This window comes from Nonomuraea sp. NPDC051298 (assembly GCF_055586305.1).
This window is the reverse complement of the sequence record NZ_JBVJIM010000014.1, coordinates 105,312-131,213: the sequence shown is the minus strand read 5'-3', so window position 1 is coordinate 131,213 and position 25,902 is coordinate 105,312. Positions and strand designations below refer to the sequence as shown.

Sequence of the window (25,902 nt, the reverse complement as noted above, 5' to 3'; positions counted from 1 at the left end):
ACCGTGCGCATCATCTCCCTCAACGCCTGGGGCGGCGCGATGTTCGGCGAACTCGCCCGCTGGCTCGACGACTGCGACGCCGACGTCCTGTGCCTGCAGGAGGTCACCCACACCCCGGGCGCCGACGGCTGGACCCGGTTCGACGACGCGGAGCGATCGCTGCCGCAGCGGGCGAACCTCCTGGCCGACGTCCGCTCACGCCTTCCCCACCACCAGGTACTCTTCACCGCGAGCGACTCCGGGCCGGTCCACGACCACGACCATCAGCCGCGGCGGCAGGACTTCGGGGTCGCCACCTTCGTCGCCGAGACGCTTCCGGTCGCCGGACTGCGATCGGCGTTCGTGCACGGCGGCTACGTCGAGTATCAGGACCAATGGCCGAACGACGGCCGCCCCAGGGCCGCGCTGGGCGTACGCGTCTTCGACCGCCGCGCGCAGCGGTTCGTCACCGTCGTCAACCTCCACGGCCTGCGCGACGCGCAGGGGAAGGGCGACACCCCGGCCCGCCGCGCACAGGCCGAACGGCTCGCCGCGCTCGTCACCGGCCTGCGCGAGAACGGCGACCTGACCGTGGTGTGCGGCGACCTCAACCTGCTGCCAGGCAGCGAGACGTTCGAGATCCTCGCCGGGCTCGGACTGGTCGACCTGGTCCAGGACGCCGACACCAGGACCTCCCGCTACCTCAAGCCCGTACGGCACGCGAGCTACCTGCTCGTCTCCGACCCCGGGGCCGTCAAGCAGTTCGAGATCATGGCCGCGCCGGAGGTGTCGGACCACCGCGCCCTGCTGCTCGACCTCCTGGACTGAGCCTCGCGGCTACGCCCGCCGGTCACCTCGATCGGCGACGGCGTCGGCCTCGCGCATCCGGGCGATGCCCCAGTCGAGCGCCGCCCGCAGGTGAGCGGACTCCCCGGTCGACAGCATGATCGACACCCCGCCCTGGATCCCGGCCAGCAGCGCGGCGGCGGCCTGGTCCGCGTCGAACGAGCCCGGCAGCCGCCCTGCCGCCTGCAGCGACCTGACCCCCTGCGCCAGGCTCGCCTGCCACTGTCTCATCAGCTCGACGACGATGGCCCTCGCCCCCGGCGTCGAGCGCCCGATCTGCAGGAACAGCGAGCCCAGCGGGCAATGGTCACCCTGCTCCTCGTAGCGCCGCACCACCACGTCCCGCCACCGGTACCAGCCCTCCCACGAGTCCAGGCACCCCAGGTACGGCTGCTGGTCGTCCAGCACCCGGTCCGCCTCGTATCGTGCGACGGCCAGCAGCAGTTGGTCCTTCCCGTCGGGGAAGTAGTGGAAGAGCTGGCTCTTGCTGGTGCCCGTCCGCGCCCGGACGTCGTCCAGCGTCGCGAACGCGACCCCCTTCTCCCGCAGCACCTCGGCGGCGCCCTCGACGATGCGGGCCCGCGTCGCCCGGCCCTTCGGCGTCAGGACACCCGGCACGGTCACCTCCCGGTTGGACTACAGAGTCCAGAGTAGGAGGTGCGGCGTCGTTTCGGGCGAGTTGCTGTCCGACAACCTGACCGGTACGGTTCGAGCATGAGCATTCATCCCATTGAACAGCGCCGCGCTTCGGAGGCCGTCAGGGCACAACTCATCGACCTTATCGAGAAAGGCCACTACAAACTCAATGAACGCCTGCCCTCCGAGGCGGAGCTGGCAAATTCCTTCTCGGTGAGCCGATCGGTGGTTCGTGAGGCACTCAACAGCCTGAACGCGTTCGGACTGACGAAGTCGTACGCCGGCAAGGGCACATTCGTCGCCTCCACCAAGCTCAACTCCCGCATGCTCATCGGCCGGTTCCTGCCGCCTCATCTCGGTGAGGTCCGCCGGGCGCTGGAGGTCCCGTCGGCCCGGCTGGCCGCGGAGCGGCGCGGCGAGGAGGACCTGGCCCGGCTGGAGGAACTGGTCGCGCAGTTCGCGGTCACCGAGGAGAGCGGCAGGCGAGTCAAGATCGACGCCGATTTCCACATCGCCATCGCGGAGGCGACGGGCAACCCGCTCTTTCCCCGGCTGATCGCGGACCTGCGCGACGTGCTCCAGGAGCAGGCGCTGGAGCTGGCCACCATCGAGGGGCGCACGGCGCAGGCCGCTCGCGAGCACCAGGCCATCTTCGACGCGATCGCGGCCGGTGACGGCGAGGCCGCGGCGCGGGCGATGGACGCCCATCTGGAAGCGGTCGCCGAGCACGCGGCCACCCCCGCCGACGAGTCGGCGAAGCAGGCCAAGGCCCGCCGCCAGACCGGGTCCTGAGCCTGGCGGCGCCCGGGAGGAGCCCAGGCCGGAGGGGCGCCCGGAACGGGCCGCACGGCCGGTCAGCCGGTGCTCGGGCGGTGCCCAGTCGGTGCCCAGCCAGTGCTCAGGCGGTGGCGGCGCTCAGGCGGATCTCGTGCCACTCGCTCACGCACGGATTTCCGGCCGCCACGTGCATCGTCCGGCTCTCCGGGGCCAGGATGACCCCGGCCACCGTACACGTGCGCTCGGCCCGGGGCAGGCTCGTGTTCGGGTGCTGGCAGACGTTGTCCGGCTCGCCCGTGTGATCACCCAGCACGGTCTTGAGCCGGTCGATCGTGAGCTTCTCCGGCCCCCGCAGGCCCCGGTCGATCAGTTCCTTGCGGGCCAGGGTGTGCCGCTTGCGTTCGAGATAGACATCCTGCGGCGTGAGGTGATCGGCCAGGAAGTGATTCGCGTGGGTGATTATCCCGTCGTCGTCCGGAAGAAAAGCCTGCACGGCGCCGGCCTTCGGCGCGGTCTCCAAATCCTGGCAGAAGCCTGATTCATCGACGATGAGATAGTTGGCGGAATTCGAGCGGCTGGCGGCTCTGATCCCGTTCGCGGCGCTCGCGCCGTCCTCGCTGTCGAGCACCGAGCGCAGCAGGATGTGGTACGGCACGCCGGGCCCCCCTTCGAGGTGGCTGCTGATGAGCGTGTTGGTGCAGAGGCCGACGCCGCTCTCGTTCAGCCCGATCTTGGCCAGCATCCCGGCCTCCATCAGCGTGATGAAGTCGGGCCCGTCCTCGCGGGTCACCTCGACCAGCACGGCGGTCTCGCGGGCCTGCAGGATCCAGTCCCAGTTCTGCCCGGCCAGCACCGTGCGGTCCGCGCTCGCCTGGGCCGTCAGCGCGAACGACGTGCACTCCATCGGCATCCGCTCGGCCTCCGCGCCCGCGGCGAACATGATCTCGCTGCGCGTGTTGAGCGCGAGGACGTCGTCGGTCTCGACCCCCGCGCCCTCCGCGATGCCGGTGATCTCCCGCATCGACGCGGGGGAGAAGTCCTCGATGTGCGGCCGGAACCGCGCGGCCTGCCGTCGCACCCGGGCCCAGTCCCAGTTCTGGTAGTGCTGGAAGACGTCCGCGTAACCCGTGATCGCCTCGCGGATCTCCCTGCGTGCCAGCCGCCCGTACATGAGGCCGCGCTCGGCCGGTGTTCCGGTGATCCGGTATCGGGGAAAGGACGGCACAAGCGCGGGCACCGACATCGACGAGCCTTTCCTTAGACGCCAAACCAGTCAGGTTGCCTGACAGGTGAGATGCTTGCAAAGCCGAGGAGAATCTAAGCATAATGTCCGGCAGTCAGACAACCTGGCTGCAAGGGTTTCATACCGGACAGGTCGGAGGTAAGGCTTGTGGCGACTGTGTTGATCGCCGGTGGCGCGACCGGGATCGGGCGGGCCACCGCTCGGCGGCTGCTGGGCTCCGGATATGACGTGCACATCGCCGACATCGACCTCGACGGGGCGAAGGACGCGGCGCGCGGCGAGGGGCCCGGCCGGGGCTCAGCGGCGTACTGCGATCTGGCCACCCCCGAGGGGCCGGCCCAGGCGGTGGCGGACGCGGTGCGCCTGACCGGCCGGCTGGACGCCGTCGTGGTCTGCGCCGCGCTGCTGGTGGAGCACGAGCTGGCCGACTTCCCCGCGGCCGACTGGGACCGGGTGATGGCGCTCAACCTGCGCGCGCCGTTCCTGATCACCCAGGCCGCGGCCCCGCACCTGACCGCGTCCGGGCGGGGGCGGGTCGTGCTCACGGGATCGACGGCGGCCTTCAGGGGCGGCGGCGGCTCCTTCGCGTACGCCGCGTCCAAGGGCGGCCTGGTCGCCCTCGTCCGCTCGCTCGCGGTGGCGCTCGGCCCGGCCGGTGTCTGCGTGAACTGCGTGTGCCCCGGCTGGATCGACACCCCGTTCAACGACCCCTACTGGCGGCGCGTCGGCGGGGAGCGCGAGGCGGCCGAGGCCGCGCTGGCCTCCAGGATCCCGCTCGGCGCGCTCGGCCGGCCGGACGACGTCTCGGGGCTGATGGCCTTCCTGGTGTCGGAGGAGGCCGGGTACGTCACGGGCCAGTCGTTCGTCGTCGACGGCGGCCTGCTCGCCTCATGAAAGCGCCTCCCGAAGCGCCTCCCGAAGCGCCTCCCGAAGCGCCACGTGAAAGCGCCTCGTGAACGACTCGTGAACAGGGCCCCGCCGATGGCCCCGTGAATCGCAGGAACAACAAGATGGACATAGGGGAATAGATGGGATTTAGTCATTCAATGGAGGCCATAACGCTTGCCGGGGCCCGCGCGATCATCGCGGGTGTGGAGGGGGCCGCCGCCGCTCGGGGCGTGGCGCTCGCCGTCACGGTGTGCGACCCCGCCGGAGCCCCGATCGCCACGGCGCGGATGGACGGCGCCAACGCCGTCGCCGCCCGCCTGGCCGCGGACAAGGCGTTCACGGCGGCGGCGTTCGCAGCGCCCTCCCATGCCTGGGCCGAGGCCACCGCGCCGGGCGGGCCCGACTGGGGGATGGCGGGCGCGGCGGGCGGACGGGTGCTGGTGCTCCCCGGCGGTCTGCCCGTCGTGGCGGGCGGCCGGCTGATCGGGGCGCTCGGCGTGAGCGGCTCCGCCCCGGCGGTCGATCTGGCCTGCGCCGAGGACGGTCTCGCGGCCGGTCTCGCGGCCGGTCTCGCCATGGTCGATTTGCCGGCGTCCCTTGCGTCCGGCTGACGTCTTCCTAACCTGTCAGGCAAGCAGACAGGTTGGAGCCACCTTGCCCCCTAGGGAGAGCCAGACGATGTCACTGCAACTGCGAGGCCGTACGGTCGCCGTGCTCGCCGCGGCCGGCTACCAGGAGCTGGAGCTGTGGTATCCGGTGCTGCGCGCCCGCGAGGAAGGAGCCACGGTCGTCATCGTCAGCTCCGACCCCGGCGGCGTGGACAGCAACCTGGGCTACCCACTGCTCCCCGACGGCCAGGCCGACCCCGCCGCGCTCGACGCCCTCGTGGTGGCCGGGACGGTGACGGGCGAGCCGGAGTACTCGGCGGCCCAGACGGACCTGATCCGCGCCGCGGCCGAGGGCAGCGCCCGCGTCTACTCGGTCGGCAACTCGGCGGCGGCCGTACGGCGCTCGCTCGGCGCCGACGGCCACGACCGGTGGGTCGCCTTCGACTCCGCCGACGACCTGCCGGACCTGGTCGCCCGGCTGTCCCGTGACCTCTCAGAAGGCTGAGCCCGCCATCGAGTGAGAAGGAGAGCCCCCCATGAAGGTGTTGCGTACGGTGCTGGGCGACGTCCCGGCCGAGAACTCCGGTCTGATGCTGTCGCACGAGCATCTGCTCTACGGATACCCGGGCGCGGAGCTGGACCACCGTGCGGTGCTCGACTACGACGCGGCCGTCGACTTCGTGGCCGGGCAGGTCCGGCGCGGCAAGGACGACTTCGGCTACGGCACGATCGTGGACATGACGCCGCCGGAGGTCGGGCGGCACCCCCAGTTCATGGTGGACGTGGCCAAGAAGACCGGCATGAACGTCATCGCGATCACCGGATTCTTCCCCGAGCGCATGGGCGTGCCCTACTACTGGCGGCGGCAGACGATCGAGGAGCTGACCGACTTCTTCGTCAAGGACCTGACTGCGGGCATGGTGTTCGCCTGGGCGCAGACGCCGTACCTGGCCGGGGCGATCAAGATCGCGACCGGGCAGGAGAGCGTCACCCCGATGCCGAGCCCGCTCGGCCCGAACGGCCGCCACATCCACGAGGTGGAGGACCGGGTCATCAGGGCCGCGGGGCGGGCCGCCACGCGCGTCGGCTGCGCCATCAACACCCACATCGACCCGATGGACTTCGAGGTCACCAACCCCGGCAGGGAGCAGCTCGAGATCCTGCTGGAGGAGGGCATGGACCCGGCCAAGGTGATCATCGGGCACGCGTTCGTGCCGCCCCAGCTCGAGTCCATGCGGGAGATCCTCAAGCTCGGCGCCAACGTCCAGCTCGACCACATCGGCATCCCCTGGCGGGTGGACAGCGCCGAGGAGCTCGACGAGGCGATGGCCGAGGCCCTGGTCACGCTGCTCGACGAGGGGTACGGCGAGCGCGTCGTGATGTCGTTCGACCGCTGGTTCATGAACCCGCGCGCGGGCGTCACCGAACAGGACCCGCAACTGCTCAACGAGAAGGTGGACCTGGGCTACATGTTCACGAGCTGGGTGCCGCGCCTGAAGAGCAAGGGCGTCACCGACGAGCAGCTCGACCAGATGATGATCTACAACCCGCGCCGGATCTTCGCCATCGACGTTGCAGAGGGAAACCAGTGAACATCTCCGAGGCGCGTGTCGCCGTCCTGGTCGAGAACCAGTACCAGGAGCTCGAACTGTGGTATCCGGTGTTGCGGCTGCGTGAGGCCGGCGCCACCGCCGTGATCGTGGGCCCGTCCGCCGACGAGGTGTACGCCAGCAAGCTCGGCTACCCCGCGGTCGCCAACGTCGCGGTGTCCGAGGTGACCCCCGACCACTTCGACGCGGTCGTCGTGCCCGGCGGGTTCTCGCCGGAGTACCTGCGCCGCAACCCGGCGATGGTGGAGTTCGTCCAGAAGGTCGCCGCCGTGGACAAGCCGCTCGCGGCGATCTGTCACGCGGGCTGGCTGCTGGCCACCGCGGAGTTGCTGGAGGGCCGCCGGGCCACCTCGGTGGCGACGATCAAGGACGACGTACGGCACGCGGGCGCCGAATGGGTCGACGCCCCCGTCGTGGTGGACGGCAGGCTCGTCACCGGTCAGCTCCCCAACGACCTGCCCGAGTTCATGCGCGAGGTGCTCAGGCTGCTGGCCGAGGCCGAGCCGGCGGACCGCCCGCCGCTGCCCGCCCTGCGCCCCAGCCCGGCCGCCTACGACCGGCCGGCGGTGCTCCGCAGCAGGTCGGCAGGGCCGGGGTCGGCGAACTACCGGGCGTACGCGGAGCTGGGCTGACGTGCAGGTCGACCTCCCCCTCGAACAACTGGAGCGCTACCGCTACGACGGCGCGGAGCCCGCGGACTTCGACGACTTCTGGCGGGCCACCCTCGCCCGCGAGGACGAGCGCCCGCTGGCGGTGACCGTCCGGCCGTACGACGCGGAGCTGGAGACGGTGGACGTCCTCGACCTCGAGTTCACCGGGTACGGCGGCGCCCGCGTCAAGGGCTGGGCGCTGCTGCCGCGCGGGCGCTCCGGCCCGCTGCCCGCCGTGGTCGAGTATCTCGGGTACGGCGGCGGCCGGGGGCTCCCGCTGGAGTCGCTCGCGTACGCCTCGGCCGGGTTCGCCCACTTCATCCTCGACACACGCGGCCAGGGCAGCACCTGGCGGACCGGCGACACCCCCGACCCGGCCGGCAGCGCGCCCGCCATCCCCGGCCACCTCAGCCGTGACGTCCTCTCCCGCGACGACTACTACTACCGGCGGCTGTACGTGGACGCGTACCGGTTCGCCGACGTGGTCAAAGGGCTGGCGGACGTCGACCGGGGCCGCCTCACCGTGACGGGGCGCAGCCAGGGAGGCGGGCTGTCGCTGGTCGTGGCCGGGCTGCGGGACGACATCGCGCTGGCCGTGCCGCACGTGCCGTTCCTGTGCGCGTTCCGGCGCGCGCTGCGGATGACCGCGGAGAGCCCGTACGGCGAGCTGACCCGCTGGATGGCCGTCCACCGGACGAAGGTGGCGGAGGCGTTCGGCACGCTCGCCTACTTCGACGGGGTCTTCTTCGCCCGGCGGGCCCGCTGCCGGGCGAGCTTCTCGGTGGCGCTGCGCGACCTGGTGTGCCCGCCGTCGACGGTGTTCGCCGCCTACAACGACTACGGCGGGCCCAAGGACATGACGGTCTGGGAGTTCAACGGCCACGAGGCCGGCGGGCCGTACGACCAGCTCCGCACGATCCGCGCCGTCAGGACCCTGACGTGAGCGGCGACCTCGACCATGTCATCGACGGTCCCGTCGACCTGCACCACCACGCGATCCTGCCGGGCTACCGGCGGCGGCTGAGCGAGATCGGGGTCCGCGCGCAGCCCGGCATCGACTTCCCCGGCTGGTCGGCCGAGGCGTCCCTGGCCATGATGGACCGCCTCGGCATCGGCGCGGCCGTGCTCTCCGTCGCCTCTCCCGGCTTCTACTTCGGCGACCAGGGCTTCGCCACCGCCCTCTGCCGCGACACGAACGACGAGCTGGCCGCCGTCGTGGCCGGCTCGGGCGGGCGGTTCCGCGCGTTCATGGCCGTGCCGCTGCCGTCCGCGGCGGACGCGGTCGCCGAGGTGCGGCGGCTGGCCGCCCGGCCCGGTTTCGCCGGGGTCAGCCTGCTGTCCAACTACGGCGGGCACTACCTGGGCGACCCCCGGTTCGACCCGCTCCTGGCCGAGCTGGACGGGCTCGGCGCGCTCGTCCACGTGCACCCCACGCTGCCCCCGTGGTGGGCCGAGGGCGCGATCGACCTGCGACCCTCGCTGCTGGAGTACGTCTTCGACACCAGCCGCACCCTGACCAGCCTCGTGCTGGCCGGGGTGGCGGACCGCCATCCCGGGATCCGCTGGGTCTTCTCCCACTGCGGCGGCGTCGTCCCGTTCGTCGCCCACCGGCTGGCCATCGCCGAACCGCTGCCCGAGCTGGCCCGCGTCGGCGAGCGCGGGATCGAGGGCACGCTGCGGGAGTTCCGCTACGACTGCGCGCTGTCGGCCTCCGCCTCCGGGCTGGGCGCGCTGCTGTCGGTCGTGGACGAGACCCGCGTGGTCTTCGGCTCCGACTTCCCCTTCGTGGACGAGGCGACCGTGCGGGCCGAGATCGAGCTGCTGGCCGGGCTGGGCCCGGGTACCGGGCTGGCCGCGCTGGGCGGCAACGGCCGCGCACTACTGGAAGGAAAGCAGTGAAGGCAGCATTGTTGTACGGCGTCGGCGACCTGCGCGTGGAAGAGGTCCCGAGACCGGTCGCGGGGCCGGGCGAGGTCGTGGTCGAGGTACGCGGCTCGGGCGTCTGCCCCAGCGACATCCGCAGCTTCACCGGCGCCGCGGCGTCGAAGGCGCCCTGGACCCCCGGCCACGAGGTCGCCGGCACGATCGCGGAGACGGGGCCGGGGGTCGGGTCGCCGTGGGTGGCCGGCGCCCGGGTCGTCCTGGACTGGCGCGGCGTGTGCGGCGTGTGCCGCCAGTGCCGCCGCAACGCCGCCAACTTCTGCGAATCCGTGGTCAAACATCCGATCGCCGGGTTCGCCCAGTTCACCAAGATGCCCGTCACCCAACTGCGGATCGTGCCCGACGAGGTGTCGTTCGAGGCGGCCAGCTTCTGCGAGCCGCTGGCCTGCGTGCTGAACGCCCACCGCGCCATCCCCGTCGAACCGGCCGCCGACGTGCTGGTGCTCGGCTCGGGCCCGATCGGGCTGCTGCACACCCAGGTCGCGCTCAGGCGCGGCGCCCGGGTGATCGTCGCCGACCGGCTCCCAGAACGGCTGGCGGTGGCCGAGGGGCTGGGCGCGCACGACGTCGTCCAGGTCGGCGACGACGGCCTCGACGAGGTACGCGACCTCACCGACGGCTACGGCCCCGACGCCGTGATCGTCACCGTCGGCGCCCCGGCGGCGATCGAGTCGGCGCTGGGCGTCGCGGGCAGGAACGCGGTGGTCAACCTGTTCGCCGGCACCCACCCGAAGGGGTCGGTGCGGCTGAACCCCGACGTGCCGCACTACGACCAGGTGACGATCAACGGCAGTCACGACTTCAACCCCGGCGACTTCAGCACCGCGCTGCGGATGCTGCGCTTCGGGCTGGTCGACACCGGGCCGCTGATCAGCCACCGGTTCCCGCTGTCGGCCGTCAAGGAAGCCTTCGAGATGACCATGTCGCAGAAGGGCCTCAAATCCGTCATCACCCCTAGCGAAGCGAGTGAGCAGTGACCAGTAAGCCCAGTGGGCCCTATTGTTTCCCCGAAACCCTGCCGGCCTGGCCCCGGCGCCGCATGCACCACCTCTTCGGTCCCGACGGCCGGGCGGTCATCGCGGCCATGGACGCCGGGATCAAGGGGGTGCCGCCGGGCCTGGCCGACGCGCACGCCGCCGTGCGCGCGGTGGTCGACGGCGGGATCGACGCCATCCTGGCCACCATCGGCTTCGCCCGCGCCACGGCGGGGGAACTGGGCGGCCGGGGCTTGATCATCGCCCTGGACAGCGAGATCCCCTCCGCCGGGTACGGCGTCGAGCAGGCCGTACGGTTCGGCGCCGACGGGGTCGAGCTGAAGGTGTTCCCCGGCAACCCCGAGGTGACCAAGCTGGGGGAGCTGCGCGAGCTGGCCGCGACCGCCGACCGGTGGGGGATGCCGCTGATGGCCGAGCCCATCCCGGTCGGGTTCAAGGAGCTGCGGGCGCACACGGTCGAGAACGTCGCCAACGCCGCCCGCCTGTCCGCCGAGGCCGGCGCCGACTTCGTCAAGGCGCAGTTCGTCGGGGACGTCGAGCAGTTCAGCACGGTCGTCGCCGCCTGCCCGGCGCCGCTGCTCGCCCTGGGCGGGCCGCGCAAGACGCCGCGCGACGCCCTGCGGATGGCGGCCGACGCCATCGAGGCCGGGGCCAGGGGCGTCGTGTACGGCCGCAACATCGTGGAGGCGGAGCGCCCGGACCGGATGGTCGCCGCCCTCGTCGAGATCGTGCACGGCGGCTCGTCGGTGGACGTGGCGGCGAAGCTGCTGAACGTCCCCCTCTGATGCGCCCCGACTCCCCGACCACACCGCCCCCACCGGCCCCGGAGCCCAGGGCCGGAGCCGTGACGCGGGGGCATCCGGAGCGGAGGACGGGGCCGTGACGCGGGCGGCTTCCGGAGCGGAGGCCAGGGCCGTGACGCCTGCGGCCTCCGGAGCGGAGGACGGAAGCGTGATGCGGGCGGCGGTCTTTCGCGGTGGCCGGGACATCCGGGTCGAGCGGCTGCCCGTGCCGTCGCCCGGACCCGGCGACGTGCTGGTCCGGGTGGACTCGGCCGGGGTCTGCGGCAGCGACGTCCTCTCCTACCGCGGCCTCGGGCCGTGGCAGGCCGGCCCGGATCGCCCGGACGGCGACGGGCACGAGCTGAGCGGGACCGTCGCCGCCCTCGGAGCGGGCGTCACCGGGCTCGCGGCCGGCGCCCGGGTCGCCGTGGAGCCGATCCACCTGGCGAGTTGCGGGACGTGCGAGCGGTGCCGGGCCGGGCGCACGTACCTGTGCGGGGACCGTGGCCTGATCGGCGGCGTGCGCACCCACAGCCGCGGCTTCGCCGAGTACGACCTCGCCCCGGCCGCCCACGTCCACCCCCTGCCGGACGGCGTGGGCCTGGAGGAGGCCGCGATCCTGGACTGCTACGCCTGCGCCGTGCATGCCCTGCACCTCAGCCCGCCGCCGCCAGGAGCACCGGTGCTGGTCATCGGCAGCGGCGCCATCGGGCTGACCCTCGGGCAGGTGGCCCGCGCGCTCGGCCACCCGGTCACGATGCTCGGCCACCGCCCCGGCTCGCTCCGCCTCGCGACCGAGCACGGCGCCGCCGACGAGACGATCGACACCCTCTCCGGCGCCCTGCCGTCCGGCGGGTTCGCCACCGTGTACGACGCCGCGGGCAACCCCGGCAACTCGCTCGCCGAGGCGCTCGACCTCGTGGCCCCGGGCGGCGAGGTGGTGGTCGTGGGCGTGTACGCCACCGCACCCCGATTCGACCCGCACGTCGCCTACCAGCGCGAGGTCTCGGTGCGCTGGTCCAACAGCTACGGCCGGTGCGTGGACGGCGTGCCGGACTTCCGGCGGGCGCTCGACCTGCTCGCGCGGGGCGAGGTCAGGGCGGCCGGGCTGATCACCCACCGGTTCGCGCTGGACGACATCGGCGACGCCTTCGCCACGCACCTCGACCGGGCCGCCGGAGCCGTGAAGATCCTCATCAAGCCCGGAGCCGGGCCGTGACCCCGCTGGTGCTCGCCATCGACCAGGGCACCACCTCGACCAAGGTGGCCGCCGTGGACCCCACCGGCCGCGTCGTCGCCCGCGTCTCCCGGCCGACGGCCGTGTCCAGGGACGGCGACGGGCGGGTGGAGGCCCGGCCGGGCGACTGGTGGGCGGCGGTCGCCGGGTTGATCGGCGAGCTGGGCGGCGAGGTTCCGCCGGCCGCCGTACGGTCGGTCGCGATCTGCGGCTTCATGCACACCCTGGTCCCGTTCGGGCGGGCCGGGCCGTACGACGACGTGGCCGTCCCGCTGCCCGGCGACCGGCGACCCGGGGTGGACGAGGCCGCCTTCGCTGGCGTCGGCTCGGCCGGTGGACGCGCCGCCCTGGCCAGGTTCGCCGCGTGGGCGGCCGGACGGGACCCGGACCTGGCCACGGCCGTCACCGTCAAGGACTACCTGCGAGCCAAGCTGACCGACGCCGTCCCGGCCATCGGTCAGGACGCCGCGCGGCGCGCTCCCCGGAGGACCGCCCATCGCGACGGCGGCGTGGTCGCAACCGACCGATACGACGGGGCCGGGTGCGGCCTGCTGGTCGCGGGCACAGGGGAGCCGGAGCCCAGCGCGGTCGCGCTGCTGCGGACCCTGGGGGGTGAGCCGCCGCCCGTGCTGGGGCCCGCCGAAGTCGCGGGTACGGTGAGCGCGCGGGCCGCCCGGCTGACCGGCCTGCCCGCCGGGATCCCCGTCGCCGTCGGCACCGGCGACTGGGCGGCCACCTGCCTGGGGACCGGCGCGGTGCTCCCCGGGCGCGGCTGCCTCTACCTGGGCACCTCGGCCGCGTACGGCGGCTTCCCCGACGAAGCGGCGCTGCGCGAGGTGGCGCCGCCGCGCTGCGCGGCCGTCGCCGTCGGCAGCGGCGCGCTGCTCGGCTGGGCCGGACGCATGCTCTTCGGACCACCACCCGGACCACCACCCGGCGAAACCACCACACACAGCGCGTCCGGGGCGCGCGGCGAGCCCACGACGTGGGGCGAGGCCGCGGCGGTCCGGGCGTTGCTCGACGCGGCCGGGCGAGGGCGCCCCGGTACGGGTGGCGCCCGCTTCGTCCCCGGCTTCGCCCTCGCCGCCGGGCCACGGGAACGCGGCCTGGGCCGCGGCGAGCTGCGCGGCCTGGGCCCGGACGTGAGCCGCGAAGACGCCGCCAGGGCCGTGGTGGAGGGCGTCGCCATGGGACTGCGCCTGTGCCTCGCGCCGCACCTCACCGGCGACCTCACGGTGTGCGGCGGCGGCGCCCGCGACCCGCGCTGGGTCCAGGTGCTGGCCGACGTGCTGGGCAGGCCGGTCACGGTGGCCGGGGAGCCGGACGCGGCGAGCACGGGCCTGGGCGTGCTGGCCTGGCGAGCCCTGGGGAAGGAGGTGGATCGATCCGCGCCCGCGCCCGCGCTGACCGTGGAGCCCCGCCCGGCAGCCGCCGGCCACTACGCCGAGCGCTACGCCGAATTCACGTCAGCGCTCGTCTCAGGGCTCCCTCTGCTCTCTGCAGGGCGCTCGGCTAACGATTCGGCAGATCTCTTGCGCGGTTAACGCAATATGGACAAGATGGGAACCTGTCTGACAGTCGGGTAGCCAGGCACCCTAGGGGGCAATGCGCACCCGTCGCCCGTCAGACAGGAGGGCACACCGATGCCGGCAGGCGATCCAACTCGAGACGACGCCCATTCAACGCACAAAGAAGGATTCGAGATGGGGAAGACACACAGCCTGACGGCGGTGATCGTGGCTGCCGCGGTAGCGATGACCGCGTGCGGCGGCGGGGGGACGGGTGCCGCCGAGCAGAAGGAGCTGAGCGTCTGGTTCAACGATCCGGGACCGAAGCTCCAGGAAACGGTGAAAGGGCTGATCTCGGGATTCGAGAAGGCCAATCCAGGGGTGAAGGTCAGCCTGCGCTTCATCGGCGGGGCCGACACCCACCAGCAGTTCGTGACCGCGATCGCCGGAGGGGCGCCGCCCTGTGTGGCCACCCTCGGCAACACCTGGACGCCCGAGTTCGCCCAGATGGGGGCGCTGGCGCCGGTGGACCTCACGCCCGAGCAGGCCAAGCAGAAGTTCGTCGGCTCGATGGTGGACAGCGTCACGAACGACGGCAAGATCTACGGATACCCCTACAACGTCGCCAACAGGGCGCTCGTCTACCGCAAGGACCTGCTGGAGAAGAGCGGCCTCGACGTCCCCAAGACCTGGGACGAGACCAAGGCCGCGGCCGCCAAGCTGGCCGCCGACAACAAGGCGGAGGGCATCGCCGGCTTCGGCATCGTCGGCGGTGAGATCTGGTACTACCTGCCGATGGTCTGGAACTGGGGCGGCGAGATCGCTGCCCAGCAGGACGGCAAGTGGACGGCGACCATGAACACGCCGCAGGCCAAGGCCGCCTTCGACTTCTACGCGAGCATGGTGCGCGACGACAAGGTCGCCCCCGCCGAGTCGGCCGGCTGGCTCGGCCCCGACGCGGTCAAGAGCCTCGGTCTCGGCAAGGTCGCGATGGGGCTGTTCGGCCCCTGGCAGATCAAGCAACTCGTCGCCGAGAAGCCCGAGCTGAAGGACCAGCTCGGCGTCGCGCTCATCCCGTCGGGCCCCGGCGGGAACAACGACACCTTCGCCGGCGGCAGCAACCTGGTCGTCTTCAACCAGTGCCCGGCCAAGACGGAGGCCACCGCGCTGCTGCACTACATGGTGGAGCCCCAGAACGTCACCCAGTACACCTCCGGCATCGGCATGCTGCCCGCCGCGCTCGACGGCATGAAGGCCGAGGCGGAGACCGGCTCGTTCGCCGACGACCTCTTCCGGCCGTTCGTCGAGCAGGCCCAGCACACCCGCTACATCCCCACCGACCCCGGCTGGGGCCGCATCGAGGGCAAGGGCTCGATCATCAACGCCATGCAGGCGCTGATCGGCGGCAAGTCCGACGTCAACACCACCATGTCGGACCTCAACACCGAGATGAACGCCGCCTTCGGCGGGTGATGCAGGTGGCCGACCACCCCCAGAGACTCGCCGCCCGGTTCACGGCCGCAGGCTCCCGCGCACGACGTACGTCCTCCGCCAACCGGCGGATGAAGCTGCTGCCCTGGCTGCTCATGGCCCCGACCGCGATCAGCGTCATCGCGGTCATCGGCTACCCGCTGGTGCAGACGGTCTGGCTCTCCCTGCACGAGGGCCAGGGCCTGATGACCGGCGAATGGGTGGGCCTCGGCAACTACGTCGAGATGTTCACCACGCCCGCCACGCAGGCCGCGTTCGTCCGCACGCTGGTGCTCACGGCCGTGACCGTGGGCGGCGCGATGCTCATCGCCTTCCTGACGGCGCTCGTGCTCAACTCGGGGCTGCCGGGGATGCGGCTCCTGACCGTCCTGGTGGTGCTGCCCTGGGCGATGCCCAGGGTGTCGGCGGCCATCCTGTGGAAGTGGGCGTTCGACAGCCAGTACGGCCTCGTCAACTGGGTCCTGGTCGCGCTGGGCATGGACCAGTTCGAGGGGTTCAGTTGGTTCAGCACGGGGCCGAGCGCCCTGGTCGTGGTGTCCGTCGCGATCATCTGGGCCAAGGTGCCGTTCCTGGCGATCGCCCTGCTGGCGGCGCTGAGGTCGGTGCCGGGCGACCTGGTCGAGGCCGCGCGGCTGGACGGCGCCAACGCCTTCCAGACGCTCGTCCGCATCAAGCTGCCGATCATGCGGCCGGTGGTGATGGTGCTGCTCATCCTGGCCACCATCCAGGCGTTCCAGGCGTTCGACCACATCTTCGTGATGACGGTCCCGCCCGGCGGGCCGAACCACTCGACCGAGATCATCTCGCTGCTGACGTACCTGGAGGCGTTCGCCTTCCTGGACGGCGGGATGGGCTCCGCGCTCGCCCTGCTCAGCTTCGTCGTCCTGGCGCTGATCACCTACGTCTACGTCCGCGCCCAACGAGAGGAGCTGCGATGAGCGCCTCCGCCCTCCCTGCCGGTGTCCGCAGGCGCAGGGTGCTGCGCCGGGCCGGGCGCACGGCCCTGGGGCTCTGCGCCGTGGTCATCGGCGTGGTCAGCGTCTTCCCGTTCTTCTGGATGCTCCTCACGTCCGTCAAGCCGGACCGGGAGATCTTCACGGTCACGCCGCAGTTGTGGACCTTCAACCCGACGCTGGAGCGGTTCGAGCTGCTGCTGTCCGGGGAGATCGGCAGGCAACTGGTCAACTCGCTGGTCATCGCGCTCGGGGCGACCGGGCTGGCGATCCTGTTCGGGACGCTGGCGGCGTACGCGCTGTCGCGGTTCGACGTGCCGGGGCGGCGGATCATCGCGGTGGCGCTGCTGGCCATCCAGATGCTGCCGGCGATCGTGGTGATCATCCCGCTGTTCACGCTCTACCGTACGGTGGGGCTGCTGAACACGTACGCGGGCGTGATCATCGCGCACATGGCGCTGTCCGTGGCGCTCGCGGTCTGGCTCGTACGCGGCTTCCTGGCCGGCATCCCGGTGGCCCTCGACGAGGCCGCGATGGTGGACGGCGCCGACCGCAACCGGGTGCTGATCCACATCATCTTCCCCCTCGCGCTGCCCGGCATCGGCGTCAGCGCGATCTTCGCCTTCATCACGTCATGGAACGAACTGCTGATCGCGATGACGTTCCTGCAGCAGGAGGAGATGAAGACCCTCCCAGGCGCGCTCCAGCAGTTCACCAACCAGTACGGCACCGACTGGGGCGGGATCATGACCGCCAGCACGATCTTCGCCGTACCGGTGATGATCTTCTTCGTCGCCATCCGCCGCTACCTGGTGGCCGGGATGGCGGTGGGCGCGGTGAAGGGATGACCGCCGGTGTCCCACAGACCCCGGTGTCCCACAGACCGGAATCCCACAGAAAGGAATCCCCATGGAACCGATGAAGGTCGCCGTGCTCGGCGCCGGCAACATCGCCATCCAGCCCAACGGTGTGCTGCCCAACCTGCACCACATCCCCGACAAGGCCGTGGTCACGGCGATCGCCGACCCGGTGGAGGAGAAGGCGGCCGCGGCGGCGCGGCGCTTCGGCATCCCGAAGTCGTTCACCTCCCTGGAGGACATGCTCGACTTCGGCGACTTCGACGCGGTCGTCAACCTCACCCCCATCCCCGTGCACGGCGAGACCTCGCTGAAGATCCTCCAGGCGGGCAAGCACCTCACCACCGAGAAGCCGGTCGGCGTCACCCTCGACGAGGTGGACGCCCTGGAGCGGGAGGCCACGGCCAGAGGGCTGTCGGTCGTCTGCGCGCCGCCGAACATGCTCTACCCCACCCGCCGCGAGGCCCGGCGGCTGCTGGCGGCGGGCACCATCGGGCGGCTGTGCTTCGTCCGGCACCGCTCGTCGGGCCCAGGGCCGGGCAGTATCGCGTGGCCGAGCGACCCGAGCTGGTTCTACGAGAAGGGCTCGGGGCCGATGTTCGACATCGGCGTCTACAGCATGCACGAGATGATCGGCATCCTGAACCGGCCGGTCAAGCGGGTGTTCGGGTTCTTCGGCATCACCGACGCGATCAGGACCGTGCCGGCGGGGCCGTACCGGGGGCTGGAGATCCCGGTGACCGCCAATGACAACAACCTGGTGCTGATGGACTTCGGTGACTCGCTGTTCGGCGTGGTGGACGGGACGTACAACGTGTGGGCGGCCAAGTCCCCGCGCATGGAGGTCTTCGGCCGGGAGGGCGTCATGAACATGTGGCGCAACCTGAACGAGACGACCGGGCAGCAGCTTGAGGTGTACCGGGTGGACCAGGAACGTTCCGTGCGCGGCTGGTGGGACGTCGCCCTCGGCGACCTGAGGTTCGCGCAGCAGCACGTTGACGACCTGAAGCGGGCCCTGATCGTGGAGCACCTGGTGGACGTGGTGCGCGGTGACCGGCAGAACGAGCTGCCGCTCGACCAGGCCAGGCACGCGCTGGAGATCATGCTGAAGGCCGAGCAGGCGGGCGAGACCGGGGAGGCGATCGAGCTGACCACCACGTTCGAGCCGATCCGCTTCGACCCGGGCGTCAAGGAGGAGGCCCTGGTCCATGGCTGACCTGCCCGCGCCGGTGCTCAAGTTCGGGGTGATCGGCCTGAGCGGCGACCACGTCTGGGACATGCTGGCCGCCCTGCGCGACCAGGAGGGCGTCGAGGTGGTGGCGGCGGCGGACCCGTCGCCCGCCCTGCGCGCGCGGGCGGCCACCGAACTGGGCGGCGTGACCTGCCACGAGTCGGCCACTGAGCTGCTCGACCTGGGAACGCTGGACGCCGTGCTCGTCTGCTGCGACAACGCGGCCAAGGCCGTCGCCGTCCCGGCCGCCCTCGCCCGTGGTGTCGCGGTCTACCAGGACAAGCCCCTGGCGGCGACCGCCGAGCAGGCGGCGGCCGTGGCCGCGGCGCTGGCCGAGCACGGCGGGACGGTGATGTGCGCCTTCCACACCGTCTTCGACCCGCTGTACGACGAGGTGCGCGACCTGGTACGCGGCGGGCTGATCGGGGACGTCCGGTTCGCCCGGGGGCTGGCCGGGCACGCGGGCTTCACCGCGCTCGGCGTGTCCGCGGACTTCCGCGCCTGGCTGACCGACCCGAAGCTCGGTGGGGGCGGGTCGTTCGTGGACCAGGCGGGCTACCTGCTGACGGCGTTCGCGGACTACGTCGGCCCCGTCCGCCGGATCAGCGGGTTCGGCGGACGCATCGATCCCGGCCTGCCCGCGGGGATCGAGGACAACACCGCCGCCATCGTGGAGTTCGAGTCCGGGGCGCTGGGCAGCCTCGACACCCGGTGGGGCCAGATCGGGCCACTGCCCCTCCGGTACGCCTTCCACGGCGGCCAGGGCACGGTGTCGTGCTTCTACGACCGGTGGGAGATCGTCACCACGGCGGACCGGCTCGACGGCTGGGACCCGATGCCCGCCCCGCCCGGCCTGCACGGCTTCCGGCGATCGGTCCTGCCCAGGTCCGGGTACGGCGAGGAGGCCCGCTACTTCGTCGAGCACCTGCGCAGCGGCGAACCGATGAAGCGGGCGGTGTCGGTGGAGTCGGCGCTGCACGTCCAGTCGGTGATCGCGGCCTACTACGCCTCGGTCGACCAGGGAACGGCCCAGCTCGTCGGCCCCTGAACCCCGGCCCTGCCGCCACGAGGACCACGAGGACCACGAGGACCACGAGGACCACGAGGACCACGGCCCACGTGGCACTCGTGGCGGTCGTCAGCGCGTGACGCCGTGGGTGTCCGGGAGGCCGAGCCCGTCGAACACGTCCATCGCCCGCTCACGGTAGGCGGGGTCGCCGAGGACGTCGGCCAGCGTGCGCAGGGTCCTGGCCTCTCCCAGGCGGTGGCCGGTCTCGCGGTGGATCTCCAGCGCGCGTTCCGCCTGCCGTGCCGCCTGGGCGTGGTCCCCGGACGCGTGCGCGAGGTCGGCGAGCGTGGTCAGCGCGAGCCCCTCCATGACGCGGAAGGACCGCTCGCGGGCGAGCCGGAGCGCCTGCTCGGCGTGGGAGGCGGCGTCGGGCGTGCCGAGCGCGGCGCCGGCACCCGCCAGCCGGATCAGACCGGCGGCCTTCGTGTACGGGTTGGCGTCGCCCACCACGTCCACCGCCTCGCGGAAGCGGTCCACGGCCTGCCCGAGCCGCCCGGCGGCCTCGTGCGCCCCGCCCAGGGAGAGCAGCGCGCTCGACTGGGCCAGGTGGTCCTCGACCGCGCAGCTTCCCGCGTGCGCCCGGCTCGCCAGCTCCAGCGCCTCGTCGTACCGGCCGAGGTCGCAGAGGACGTCGGCGAGCGCGGAGTCGCAGTAGGGGGCGAGGGACGGGTTCGGGGCGTGCTCGAGGAGGGCGCGCACCTGCGTGAGATGCTGGTACGCCTCGTCGAAGCGCCCCAGCAGATGACAGACCATGCCGAGGTTGCTGCGCGAATTGGCGTGGCGGCCCGTGGGGAACTCCAGGGCCCTGGTGAGGTGGTCGTAGGCGGAGTCCAGCCGGCCCAGTTGGGCGTACACCACGCCGAGATTGCTGTGCTTGACGGCCAGCCCGGCCTCCCGGCCGATCTGCCGGTCCAGCGCCATGCCCTCCTCGAAGCGGCGGGCGGCCTCGGCCAGCCTCCCGTGCCGCAGGTGGTTGCCCGCGAGGTTGCCCCGGATGGAGGACTGGCCCTCCGCCCATCCGGCCTCGTCGGCGAGCGCGAGGGCCTGGGCGTACATCGCGTCGGCGTCGGGCCGTTCCTGGAACGCGTGCGCGTCCGCCAGGGCCAGCACGGCCGCCGACCGACCGGCGACGTCGCCCTCCTCGGCGGCGACGGCCACCGCCGCCCGCGCGCACGACAGCCAGTCGCGCAGCCGGCCGCTCGACCAGAAATAGCCGCGCATCGCGTCGGTGAGCAGCCACACCGACGGCCGGGGGCCGGTGGAGACCGCCTGGTGGATCGCGTCGACGAGGTTGCCGTGTTCGGCGGCGGCCCAGTCGACGGCCTGCGCGGGGTCGTCGAACGCGGCGGGGGTCACGCCGGTGGGGGCGGTGCCCAGCGGCAGCCGGGCCCGGTTCGGGATCATGCGGTCGACGGCGGCGCGGACGCTGTGCAGGTACCAGTCGTACAGGCGCTGCCTGGCCTCCCTGAGGCTGTCCTGGCTCTGTTCGGCCTGGGCGCGTTCGGTGGAGTACAGGCGCAGCAGGTCGTGGAAGCGGTAGCGGCCGGGCGCGTACCGGTGGATCAGGTGCGCGGTGGCCAGCCGGGTGAGCTGCCGCCGGGCCTCGTCGGCGCCGGAGCCGCTCAGCGCGGCGGCGGCCTCGGCCGTGAAGTCCGCCCCTGGCACCAGGCCGAGCAGCCGGAACATCACCCGCTCCGGCGGCGGCAGGACGGCGTAGGACAGGTCCAGCGTGCCACGGACCGCGCTGCGCTCGTCGCCGTCGATGCGCAGCGCGGCGAGCCGGTTGCCCGCGCGCAGCGACGCGACGTAGTCCTCGACGCTGTGGTGGCGGTCAAGGGTGAGGTTGGCCACGGCGATGCGCAGGGCCAGCGGGAGGTGCGCGCACAGCCGTCCCAGCTCGGCGGTCGCCTCGGGCTCCGCCCCGGTACGGTCGTCCCCGAGGATCGAGGTGAGCATCGCCGCCGACTCCTGCGGGGAGAAGACACCGAGCGTCACGTGCGAGGTGTCGCCGTGCACGGACAGGCCGCGCAACTGGTCGCGGCTGGTGATCAGCACCACGGAGTCGGAGCCGGGCAGCAGCGGGCGCACCTGCGCCACGTCGCGCGCGTTGTCCAGCACCATCAGCACCCGGCGCTGGGCCAGCACGCTGCGCAGGAGGGCCGAGCGGGCGTCGAGGTCCGAGGGGATGCGCTGGGCGGGCACGTCCAGGCCCTGGAGCAGCACCTCCAGGGCGGTGGCGGGCTCCATGGGGCTGTCCGGGCCGAAACCGCGCAGGTTCACGTACATCTGGCCGTCGGGGAACCTCTGGCGGGTCAGGTGGCCCCAGTGGACGGCCAGGGCGGTCTTGCCCACGCCCGCCGTGCCGGTGACGACGGCGATCCGGACCGGTCGCGACGGCCGGTCGTGGCCCGGCTCCAGCAGGCGGTCGAGCGCGACCAGGGCGTCGGCCCGGCCCGTGAACGCGGCGATGTCCGAGGGGAGCTGCCAGGGGCGTACGTCGGCCGGCTGCTGCTGCTCGGCGACCGGTACGGGTATGAGCCGGGCGTCACCGACCAGGATCGACTGGTGCAACCGGCGCAGCTCTTCCCCCGGGTCGATGCCCAGCTCCTCCCGCAGCAGGCCGGCCACCGTGTGGTAGGCCCGCAACGCCTCGGCCTGGCGGCCGGACCGGTACAGCGCCAGCATCAGGTGCGCCCACAGCCGTTCCCTCAGGGGGTGCGCGGCGGTCGTCGCCTGCAGTTCGGCGACGACCTGCTCGTGCTGGCCCGACTGGAGACGGAGTTCGAGCCAGCGCTCCAGCGCCCGCAGCCGTTCCTCGTCCAGGAGGGTGGCGTGGTCGCGGTGCAGCGACTCCGAGGGCACGTCCGCCAGCGCGGGCCCGCGCCACAGCGCCAGCGCCTCCCGGAGTAACCCGGCCTCCCGCACGGCGTCGTGTTTCGCCCGCGCCTCGGCGGCCAGCGCGGTGAGGTCACGGAAGCGCAGGACGTCGAGCGTCTCCGGGGTGGCCGGCAGCGTGTAGGCGGCGTCACGCGTGGTGATCAGGCCGCCCTCGCCGCCGAGCGCCTGCCGCAGGCGGGACATGTGCGTGTGCAGGGAGGCGAGCACGTCTCCTGGAAGCTCGCTCTCCCACATCCGGTGGATCAGCTCGTCCTTGGTCACGAGCTGGTTGGCCTGGAGCAGCAGGGCGGCCAGGGCGGTTCGCTGTTTGGGTGAGGTGATGACGACCGGTGCGGCGTCGCTCGTGATCTCCAGGCGGCCGAGCACGCCGAAACGCAGACCAGGCGACGGTGTCATGTTGCCGTCCCGGAATTCCGTTTCCTGAAGGTGAACTCCTGAGAGGTCAGGAGACTGAGGGCATGGGACACGTGGTCAGGAGCCTTTCCCCCGTCGGCGATGAGCCGGTTCGTGTGGGCCGGCGCACCGGCACGATTGACGAACCCCCGTCATGCCCGGCGCGCCCGTGGACGACCTCAAGGGGAGCATAAACTGGTCTAGGCGGTATGTGTCAACCTGTGTTTGAGGATCCTTCGGCCGCCTCAAACAACAGTTGGGAGGTGTGGGGTGCAGGAAGAACGTCCTCGGACGCTGGCCGACAAGCTCAACCACCTGTTCGCGACCATTCACCCGGGCGGGCGGGGGCCGTACTCGAACACCGAGGTCGCGGCGGGAATCACCGCGAACGGCGGAGCGATCACGGACGCCTACGTCGGGCTCCTGCGCAGCGGCAAGCGCAGCAACCCGACCTACAACCACCTCAAGGGCCTGGCCGAGTTCTTCGGCGTCAGCGTCAACTACTTCTTCGACGACGAGGTCGCCGCGCGGATCGACTCCGAGCTCGAACTCGTGGTCGCGATGCGCGACAACGACGTGCAGCAGATCGCCCTGCGCAGCAAGGACCTGACGCCGCAGAACCGTACGGCGATCCTCACCATCATCGACCAGATCCGGCAGATGCAGGGTCTGCCTCCTTCCACGTAGGGGGCGGGCCGTTGGGGTGGAGACTGCGCAGGACCTGCTCGGCCAAGTTGCGCGAGCTCGACCTTCCGTCGCCCTTGACCGTGCCGGGCCTGCGCGCCCATCTGGAGGAGACCAGGCGACGGCCGATCACCCTCATGCCCCTGCGCGGGCTCGAACTCGGCGGCCCCTGCGGCATCTGGGTCGCGACCCAGGAGACCGACTTCATCCTCTACCGCGACAACACCTCGCCGGTGCATCAGTCGCACATCATCCTGCACGAACTCTCGCATCTCATCTTCGAGCACTCGCACGGCCTCGAAGGCGACTACCGCCAACTGCTGCTGCCGAACCTCGGGACCGCCGCGATCCAGCACATCCTGGGCCGGTCGGCCTACGCCGTACGCGAGGAGCGGGAGGCGGAGACGCTGGCGTCCCTGCTGGCCCAGCGCATCACCCAGACGCCGGAGAACGCGGGCGGCCGGGATGCGGCGCAGGATCGAACACTGCGCGACCTCCTCGAATGACCCGGACCTCCCCTGAACGACCCGGATCACCTTGAACGGCCCGGACCTCCAGAACGACCCGGACAATTCCCCGAATGACGCGGACAGAGCGGACCCACTGTTCTTGATCTTCCTGCATCTCGCCATCGCCGTGCTCTGCTGGCTCGTCCTGGCACTGAAGACGGCCGACCTGGTCAGGCAACCACGGAACCCGGGTCTGCGCTGCCTGGTCGTGGTCTGCCTGGGCCTGAGCATCGCCCTGACGGTGGGGCTCGCGCCGGTCTACTCCTGGATCGACCGGCTGGCCCAGATCCCGAACGTGGCCAAGCTGATCCAGCACCTCGCCACCATCAGCGCCTGTGGCGCCGTCAGCGTCATGCTCGTCCACCTCGACCGCGATCGGCCCGGCGCACCCACGCGGGCACGGTGGCGGATGGCCCTCGCCGGTGGCGTCGCGATCGTGATGGCGGTGCTGTTCTCCCTCGCCCCCGTGGACGTTTCCGAGACGGTGCTCTTCGCCGAGCGCTACTCGACGGCGCCGTTCATTCCGGCCTACATGTCCCTGTTCCTCGCCATGATCGCGCTGGCCTGCGCGGACATCGCGGTCTCGACCTGGAGACACGGGCGGCGGGCGCGGCAGGGGGCGACTCCCTACGTGCGGGTCAGCGTCCGGCTGGTCTCCGCCGCCGCGTTCTCCGGAGTCGTCTACTGCCTCTTCAAGGGGCTCTACGTCGCCGTCCGGTTCTTCGGGTTCTCCCCGTCGACAGGGGAGAACACCGTCTCGACGCCGCTGGCGCTAACGGCCGTCATCCTCGGCGCCACCGGCCTGGCCCTGCCCAAGGCGGGTACGGCGATCGAGGCGTTCCGCAGGCGGCTCGGATTCCTGCGCGCCTACCGGCGGCTGTATCCGTTGTGGTCCGCCCTGCGGGCCGCCACGCCGGAGATAGCCCTGCACCGGCCGCGCGGGCGGGAGCCGTTCGCCATCCTCGACATCGAGTACCGGCTGTACCGCCGCGTCATCGAGATCAACGACGGGCTGCTCGCCCAGGGCCTCGCCGACCAGCCCGCCCAGCCGGACCGATCGCTGGACGACGAGATCAGACGGCTCCTCGTGATCGCCGACGCCTGCCGCTGAACGAGGACCGCGCTGAACGAGGACCGCCCTGAACAAGGATCGCGAACGGGCGGCGATCAGGGCCGCCGGTCGGGGTGCCGGCGGACGCGGTTCGCCTCGCGGGCGAGGGCCCAGGCATCCGCGACCGGGCCGACGTGGCCGAGCTTGTCGGGGTTGATCACCGTACGGATGGTCTGGACCTGCCCGTCGAGTACGTCGAGAACGAGGACGGTGAGCACCTTGCCGTCCCGGTCGCGGAAGATCGCGCCCGGCTGGCCGTTCACCTCGTGGGGCTCCACGACGATGCCGATCGCGACGAACGGCGCGACGAAGGCGGCGAGCACCCGCGCCACGTTGTCGGAGCCGACGATCTCCCTGGCGATCTGCGGGGCCTTGCCGCCGCCGTCGGCGACCATCCGGACGTCGGCGGCGAGCAGCTCCCGCAGCCCGTCGACGTCGCCCTCCCTGAAGGCGTCGAAGAAGCGCCCGGCCAGCTCGTCGCGTTCCCTGCGGTCGGCCTCGAACCTGGGCCGTCCCGCGTCCATGTGGCGGCGGGCCCGCACCGCGAGCTGGCGGCACGCGGCCTCGGACCGCCCCACGGCCGACGCGATCTCCGGGAAGCCGAACCCGAACACCTCCCGCAGCACGAAGACCGCCCGCTCCGGCGGGGTCAGCCGTTCGAGCAGCAGCAGCGCGGCCATCGACAGCGAGTCGGCCAGCTCGGCCGAGCGCTCCGGGTCGTCGTACGGGTCGCTCAGCAGCGGCTCGGGGAACCACGGCCCGACGTACTCCTCCCGCCGTACGCGGGCCGACCGCAGCACGTCGATCGAGATCCGGGTCACCACCGACGAGAGGAACGCCTTGACCGACCTGGGCTCCTCCGATGCGCCCTCGTAACGCAGCCAGGTCTCCTGGACCGCGTCCTCGGCCTCGGTCACGCTGCCCAGGATCCGGTACGCGATCGCGAACAGCAGCGGGCGCAGCCCCTCGAACTCCTCCGTCCGGCTCATGCGCGCCCCCCGATCCC

Annotated in this window: 25 protein-coding genes; 21 read left to right on the top strand and 4 right to left on the bottom strand. The window is 72.0% G+C overall.

All coding sequences use genetic code 11. The annotated features are described in order from the left end of the window. Positions 1-3 precede the first annotated feature (3 nt). The gene (locus tag ACZ6S0_RS33710) at positions 4-807 is read left to right on the top strand and encodes an endonuclease/exonuclease/phosphatase family protein (protein WP_465923353.1); all 804 of its coding nucleotides are present in this window, start codon (positions 4-6) and stop codon (positions 805-807) included. Positions 808-816: 9 nt separating this feature from the next. Here the strand turns inward: ACZ6S0_RS33710 and ACZ6S0_RS33705 are convergent, their stop codons facing one another. After that, on the bottom strand, positions 817-1,443 hold the full coding sequence (locus ACZ6S0_RS33705) for a TetR/AcrR family transcriptional regulator (protein ID WP_465923352.1): 627 nt from the start codon (positions 1,441-1,443) through the stop codon (positions 817-819). 96 nt (positions 1,444-1,539) lie between these two features. On the opposite strand from ACZ6S0_RS33705, the gene ACZ6S0_RS33700 reads away from it, so the two are divergent. Next, positions 1,540-2,253 carry a FadR/GntR family transcriptional regulator gene (locus tag ACZ6S0_RS33700; protein ID WP_465923351.1) on the top strand — a complete coding sequence of 238 codons (714 nt, stop codon included), beginning with the start codon at positions 1,540-1,542 and terminating at the stop codon, positions 2,251-2,253. 106 nt (positions 2,254-2,359) lie between these two features. Here the strand turns inward: ACZ6S0_RS33700 and ACZ6S0_RS33695 are convergent, their stop codons facing one another. Then, on the bottom strand, positions 2,360-3,481 hold the full coding sequence (locus tag ACZ6S0_RS33695) for a C45 family autoproteolytic acyltransferase/hydolase (protein WP_465923350.1): 1,122 nt from the start codon (positions 3,479-3,481) through the stop codon (positions 2,360-2,362). Between the two features lie 147 nt (positions 3,482-3,628). Between ACZ6S0_RS33695 and ACZ6S0_RS33690 the strand changes: the two genes are divergently transcribed. The 16 genes from ACZ6S0_RS33690 to ACZ6S0_RS33615 all read left to right on the top strand — a co-directional run bounded on the left by ACZ6S0_RS33690 (position 3,629) and on the right by ACZ6S0_RS33615 (position 19,280). Beyond that, a complete protein-coding gene (locus tag ACZ6S0_RS33690; RefSeq protein WP_465923349.1) occupies positions 3,629-4,375 on the top strand; it encodes an SDR family NAD(P)-dependent oxidoreductase in 747 nt (248 codons plus the stop codon). A gap of 152 nt (positions 4,376-4,527) precedes the next feature. Next, the gene (locus ACZ6S0_RS33685) at positions 4,528-4,980 is read left to right on the top strand and encodes a GlcG/HbpS family heme-binding protein (RefSeq protein ID WP_465923348.1); all 453 of its coding nucleotides are present in this window, start codon (positions 4,528-4,530) and stop codon (positions 4,978-4,980) included. A 67-nt stretch (positions 4,981-5,047) separates the two neighbouring features. Next, a complete protein-coding gene (locus ACZ6S0_RS33680) occupies positions 5,048-5,482 on the top strand; it encodes a DJ-1/PfpI family protein (RefSeq protein ID WP_465923347.1) in 435 nt (144 codons plus the stop codon). Positions 5,483-5,513: 31 nt separating this feature from the next. Beyond that, positions 5,514-6,569, top strand: a complete 1,056-nt coding sequence (locus ACZ6S0_RS33675; protein ID WP_465923346.1) for a phosphotriesterase family protein — start codon at positions 5,514-5,516, stop codon at positions 6,567-6,569. Then, positions 6,566-7,219, top strand: a complete 654-nt coding sequence (locus ACZ6S0_RS33670; protein ID WP_465923345.1) for a type 1 glutamine amidotransferase domain-containing protein — start codon at positions 6,566-6,568, stop codon at positions 7,217-7,219. Before ACZ6S0_RS33675 ends, ACZ6S0_RS33670 begins: the two co-directional genes overlap by 4 nt. Position 7,220: 1 nt before the next feature. After that, positions 7,221-8,180: an acetylxylan esterase gene (locus tag ACZ6S0_RS33665; protein WP_465923344.1), complete on the top strand. Its 960-nt coding sequence runs from the start codon at positions 7,221-7,223 to the stop codon at positions 8,178-8,180. Beyond that, positions 8,177-9,136, top strand: a complete 960-nt coding sequence (locus tag ACZ6S0_RS33660) for an amidohydrolase family protein (RefSeq protein ID WP_465923343.1) — start codon at positions 8,177-8,179, stop codon at positions 9,134-9,136. The genes ACZ6S0_RS33665 and ACZ6S0_RS33660 overlap by 4 nt, the downstream gene beginning before the upstream one ends. Continuing rightward, positions 9,133-10,155 carry a zinc-binding dehydrogenase gene (locus tag ACZ6S0_RS33655; RefSeq protein ID WP_465923342.1) on the top strand — a complete coding sequence of 341 codons (1,023 nt, stop codon included), beginning with the start codon at positions 9,133-9,135 and terminating at the stop codon, positions 10,153-10,155. The genes ACZ6S0_RS33660 and ACZ6S0_RS33655 overlap by 4 nt, the downstream gene beginning before the upstream one ends. 62 nt (positions 10,156-10,217) lie before the next feature. Then, on the top strand, positions 10,218-10,958 hold the full coding sequence (locus ACZ6S0_RS33650) for a class I fructose-bisphosphate aldolase (RefSeq protein ID WP_465923341.1): 741 nt from the start codon (positions 10,218-10,220) through the stop codon (positions 10,956-10,958). Positions 10,959-11,052: 94 nt separating this feature from the next. Continuing rightward, entirely contained in the window at positions 11,053-12,174 is a 1,122-nt protein-coding gene (locus ACZ6S0_RS33645; protein WP_465923340.1) for a zinc-dependent alcohol dehydrogenase, read from the top strand. Next, on the top strand, positions 12,171-13,736 hold the full coding sequence (locus tag ACZ6S0_RS33640; RefSeq protein ID WP_465923339.1) for a xylulokinase: 1,566 nt from the start codon (positions 12,171-12,173) through the stop codon (positions 13,734-13,736). Before ACZ6S0_RS33645 ends, ACZ6S0_RS33640 begins: the two co-directional genes overlap by 4 nt. A 159-nt stretch (positions 13,737-13,895) precedes the next feature. Then, positions 13,896-15,173, top strand: a complete 1,278-nt coding sequence (locus ACZ6S0_RS33635; RefSeq protein ID WP_465923338.1) for an extracellular solute-binding protein — start codon at positions 13,896-13,898, stop codon at positions 15,171-15,173. 5 nt (positions 15,174-15,178) lie between these two features. Beyond that, positions 15,179-16,129, top strand: coding sequence for a carbohydrate ABC transporter permease (locus tag ACZ6S0_RS33630; RefSeq protein ID WP_465923337.1), 951 nt, complete (start codon positions 15,179-15,181; stop codon positions 16,127-16,129). After that, positions 16,126-16,992, top strand: a complete 867-nt coding sequence (locus ACZ6S0_RS33625) for a carbohydrate ABC transporter permease (protein WP_344872795.1) — start codon at positions 16,126-16,128, stop codon at positions 16,990-16,992. The genes ACZ6S0_RS33630 and ACZ6S0_RS33625 overlap by 4 nt, the downstream gene beginning before the upstream one ends. Before the next feature lie 61 nt (positions 16,993-17,053). Next, positions 17,054-18,217, top strand: a complete 1,164-nt coding sequence (locus ACZ6S0_RS33620) for a Gfo/Idh/MocA family protein (protein WP_465923336.1) — start codon at positions 17,054-17,056, stop codon at positions 18,215-18,217. Next, on the top strand, positions 18,210-19,280 hold the full coding sequence (locus ACZ6S0_RS33615; RefSeq protein ID WP_465923335.1) for a Gfo/Idh/MocA family protein: 1,071 nt from the start codon (positions 18,210-18,212) through the stop codon (positions 19,278-19,280). Before ACZ6S0_RS33620 ends, ACZ6S0_RS33615 begins: the two co-directional genes overlap by 8 nt. Positions 19,281-19,370: 90 nt before the next feature. On the opposite strand, the gene ACZ6S0_RS33610 is transcribed toward ACZ6S0_RS33615, so the two are convergent. Beyond that, entirely contained in the window at positions 19,371-22,595 is a 3,225-nt protein-coding gene (locus ACZ6S0_RS33610) for an AfsR/SARP family transcriptional regulator (protein ID WP_465923334.1), read from the bottom strand. Between the two features lie 267 nt (positions 22,596-22,862). Here ACZ6S0_RS33610 and ACZ6S0_RS33605 point away from each other — a divergent pair, with 267 nt between their 5' ends. The 3 genes from ACZ6S0_RS33605 to ACZ6S0_RS33595 all read left to right on the top strand — a co-directional run bounded on the left by ACZ6S0_RS33605 (position 22,863) and on the right by ACZ6S0_RS33595 (position 24,896). After that, on the top strand, positions 22,863-23,279 hold the full coding sequence (locus tag ACZ6S0_RS33605) for a helix-turn-helix domain-containing protein (RefSeq protein WP_465923333.1): 417 nt from the start codon (positions 22,863-22,865) through the stop codon (positions 23,277-23,279). An 11-nt stretch (positions 23,280-23,290) separates the two neighbouring features. Beyond that, entirely contained in the window at positions 23,291-23,782 is a 492-nt protein-coding gene (locus ACZ6S0_RS33600) for an ImmA/IrrE family metallo-endopeptidase (protein ID WP_465923332.1), read from the top strand. 103 nt (positions 23,783-23,885) lie between these two features. After that, complete coding sequence (locus ACZ6S0_RS33595; protein WP_465923331.1) at positions 23,886-24,896, top strand: MAB_1171c family putative transporter; 1,011 nt, start codon at positions 23,886-23,888, stop codon at positions 24,894-24,896. A gap of 56 nt (positions 24,897-24,952) precedes the next feature. On the opposite strand, the gene ACZ6S0_RS33590 is transcribed toward ACZ6S0_RS33595, so the two are convergent. Continuing rightward, complete coding sequence (locus tag ACZ6S0_RS33590; protein ID WP_465923330.1) at positions 24,953-25,885, bottom strand: RNA polymerase sigma-70 factor; 933 nt, start codon at positions 25,883-25,885, stop codon at positions 24,953-24,955. Between the last annotated feature and the right edge of the window lie 17 nt (positions 25,886-25,902).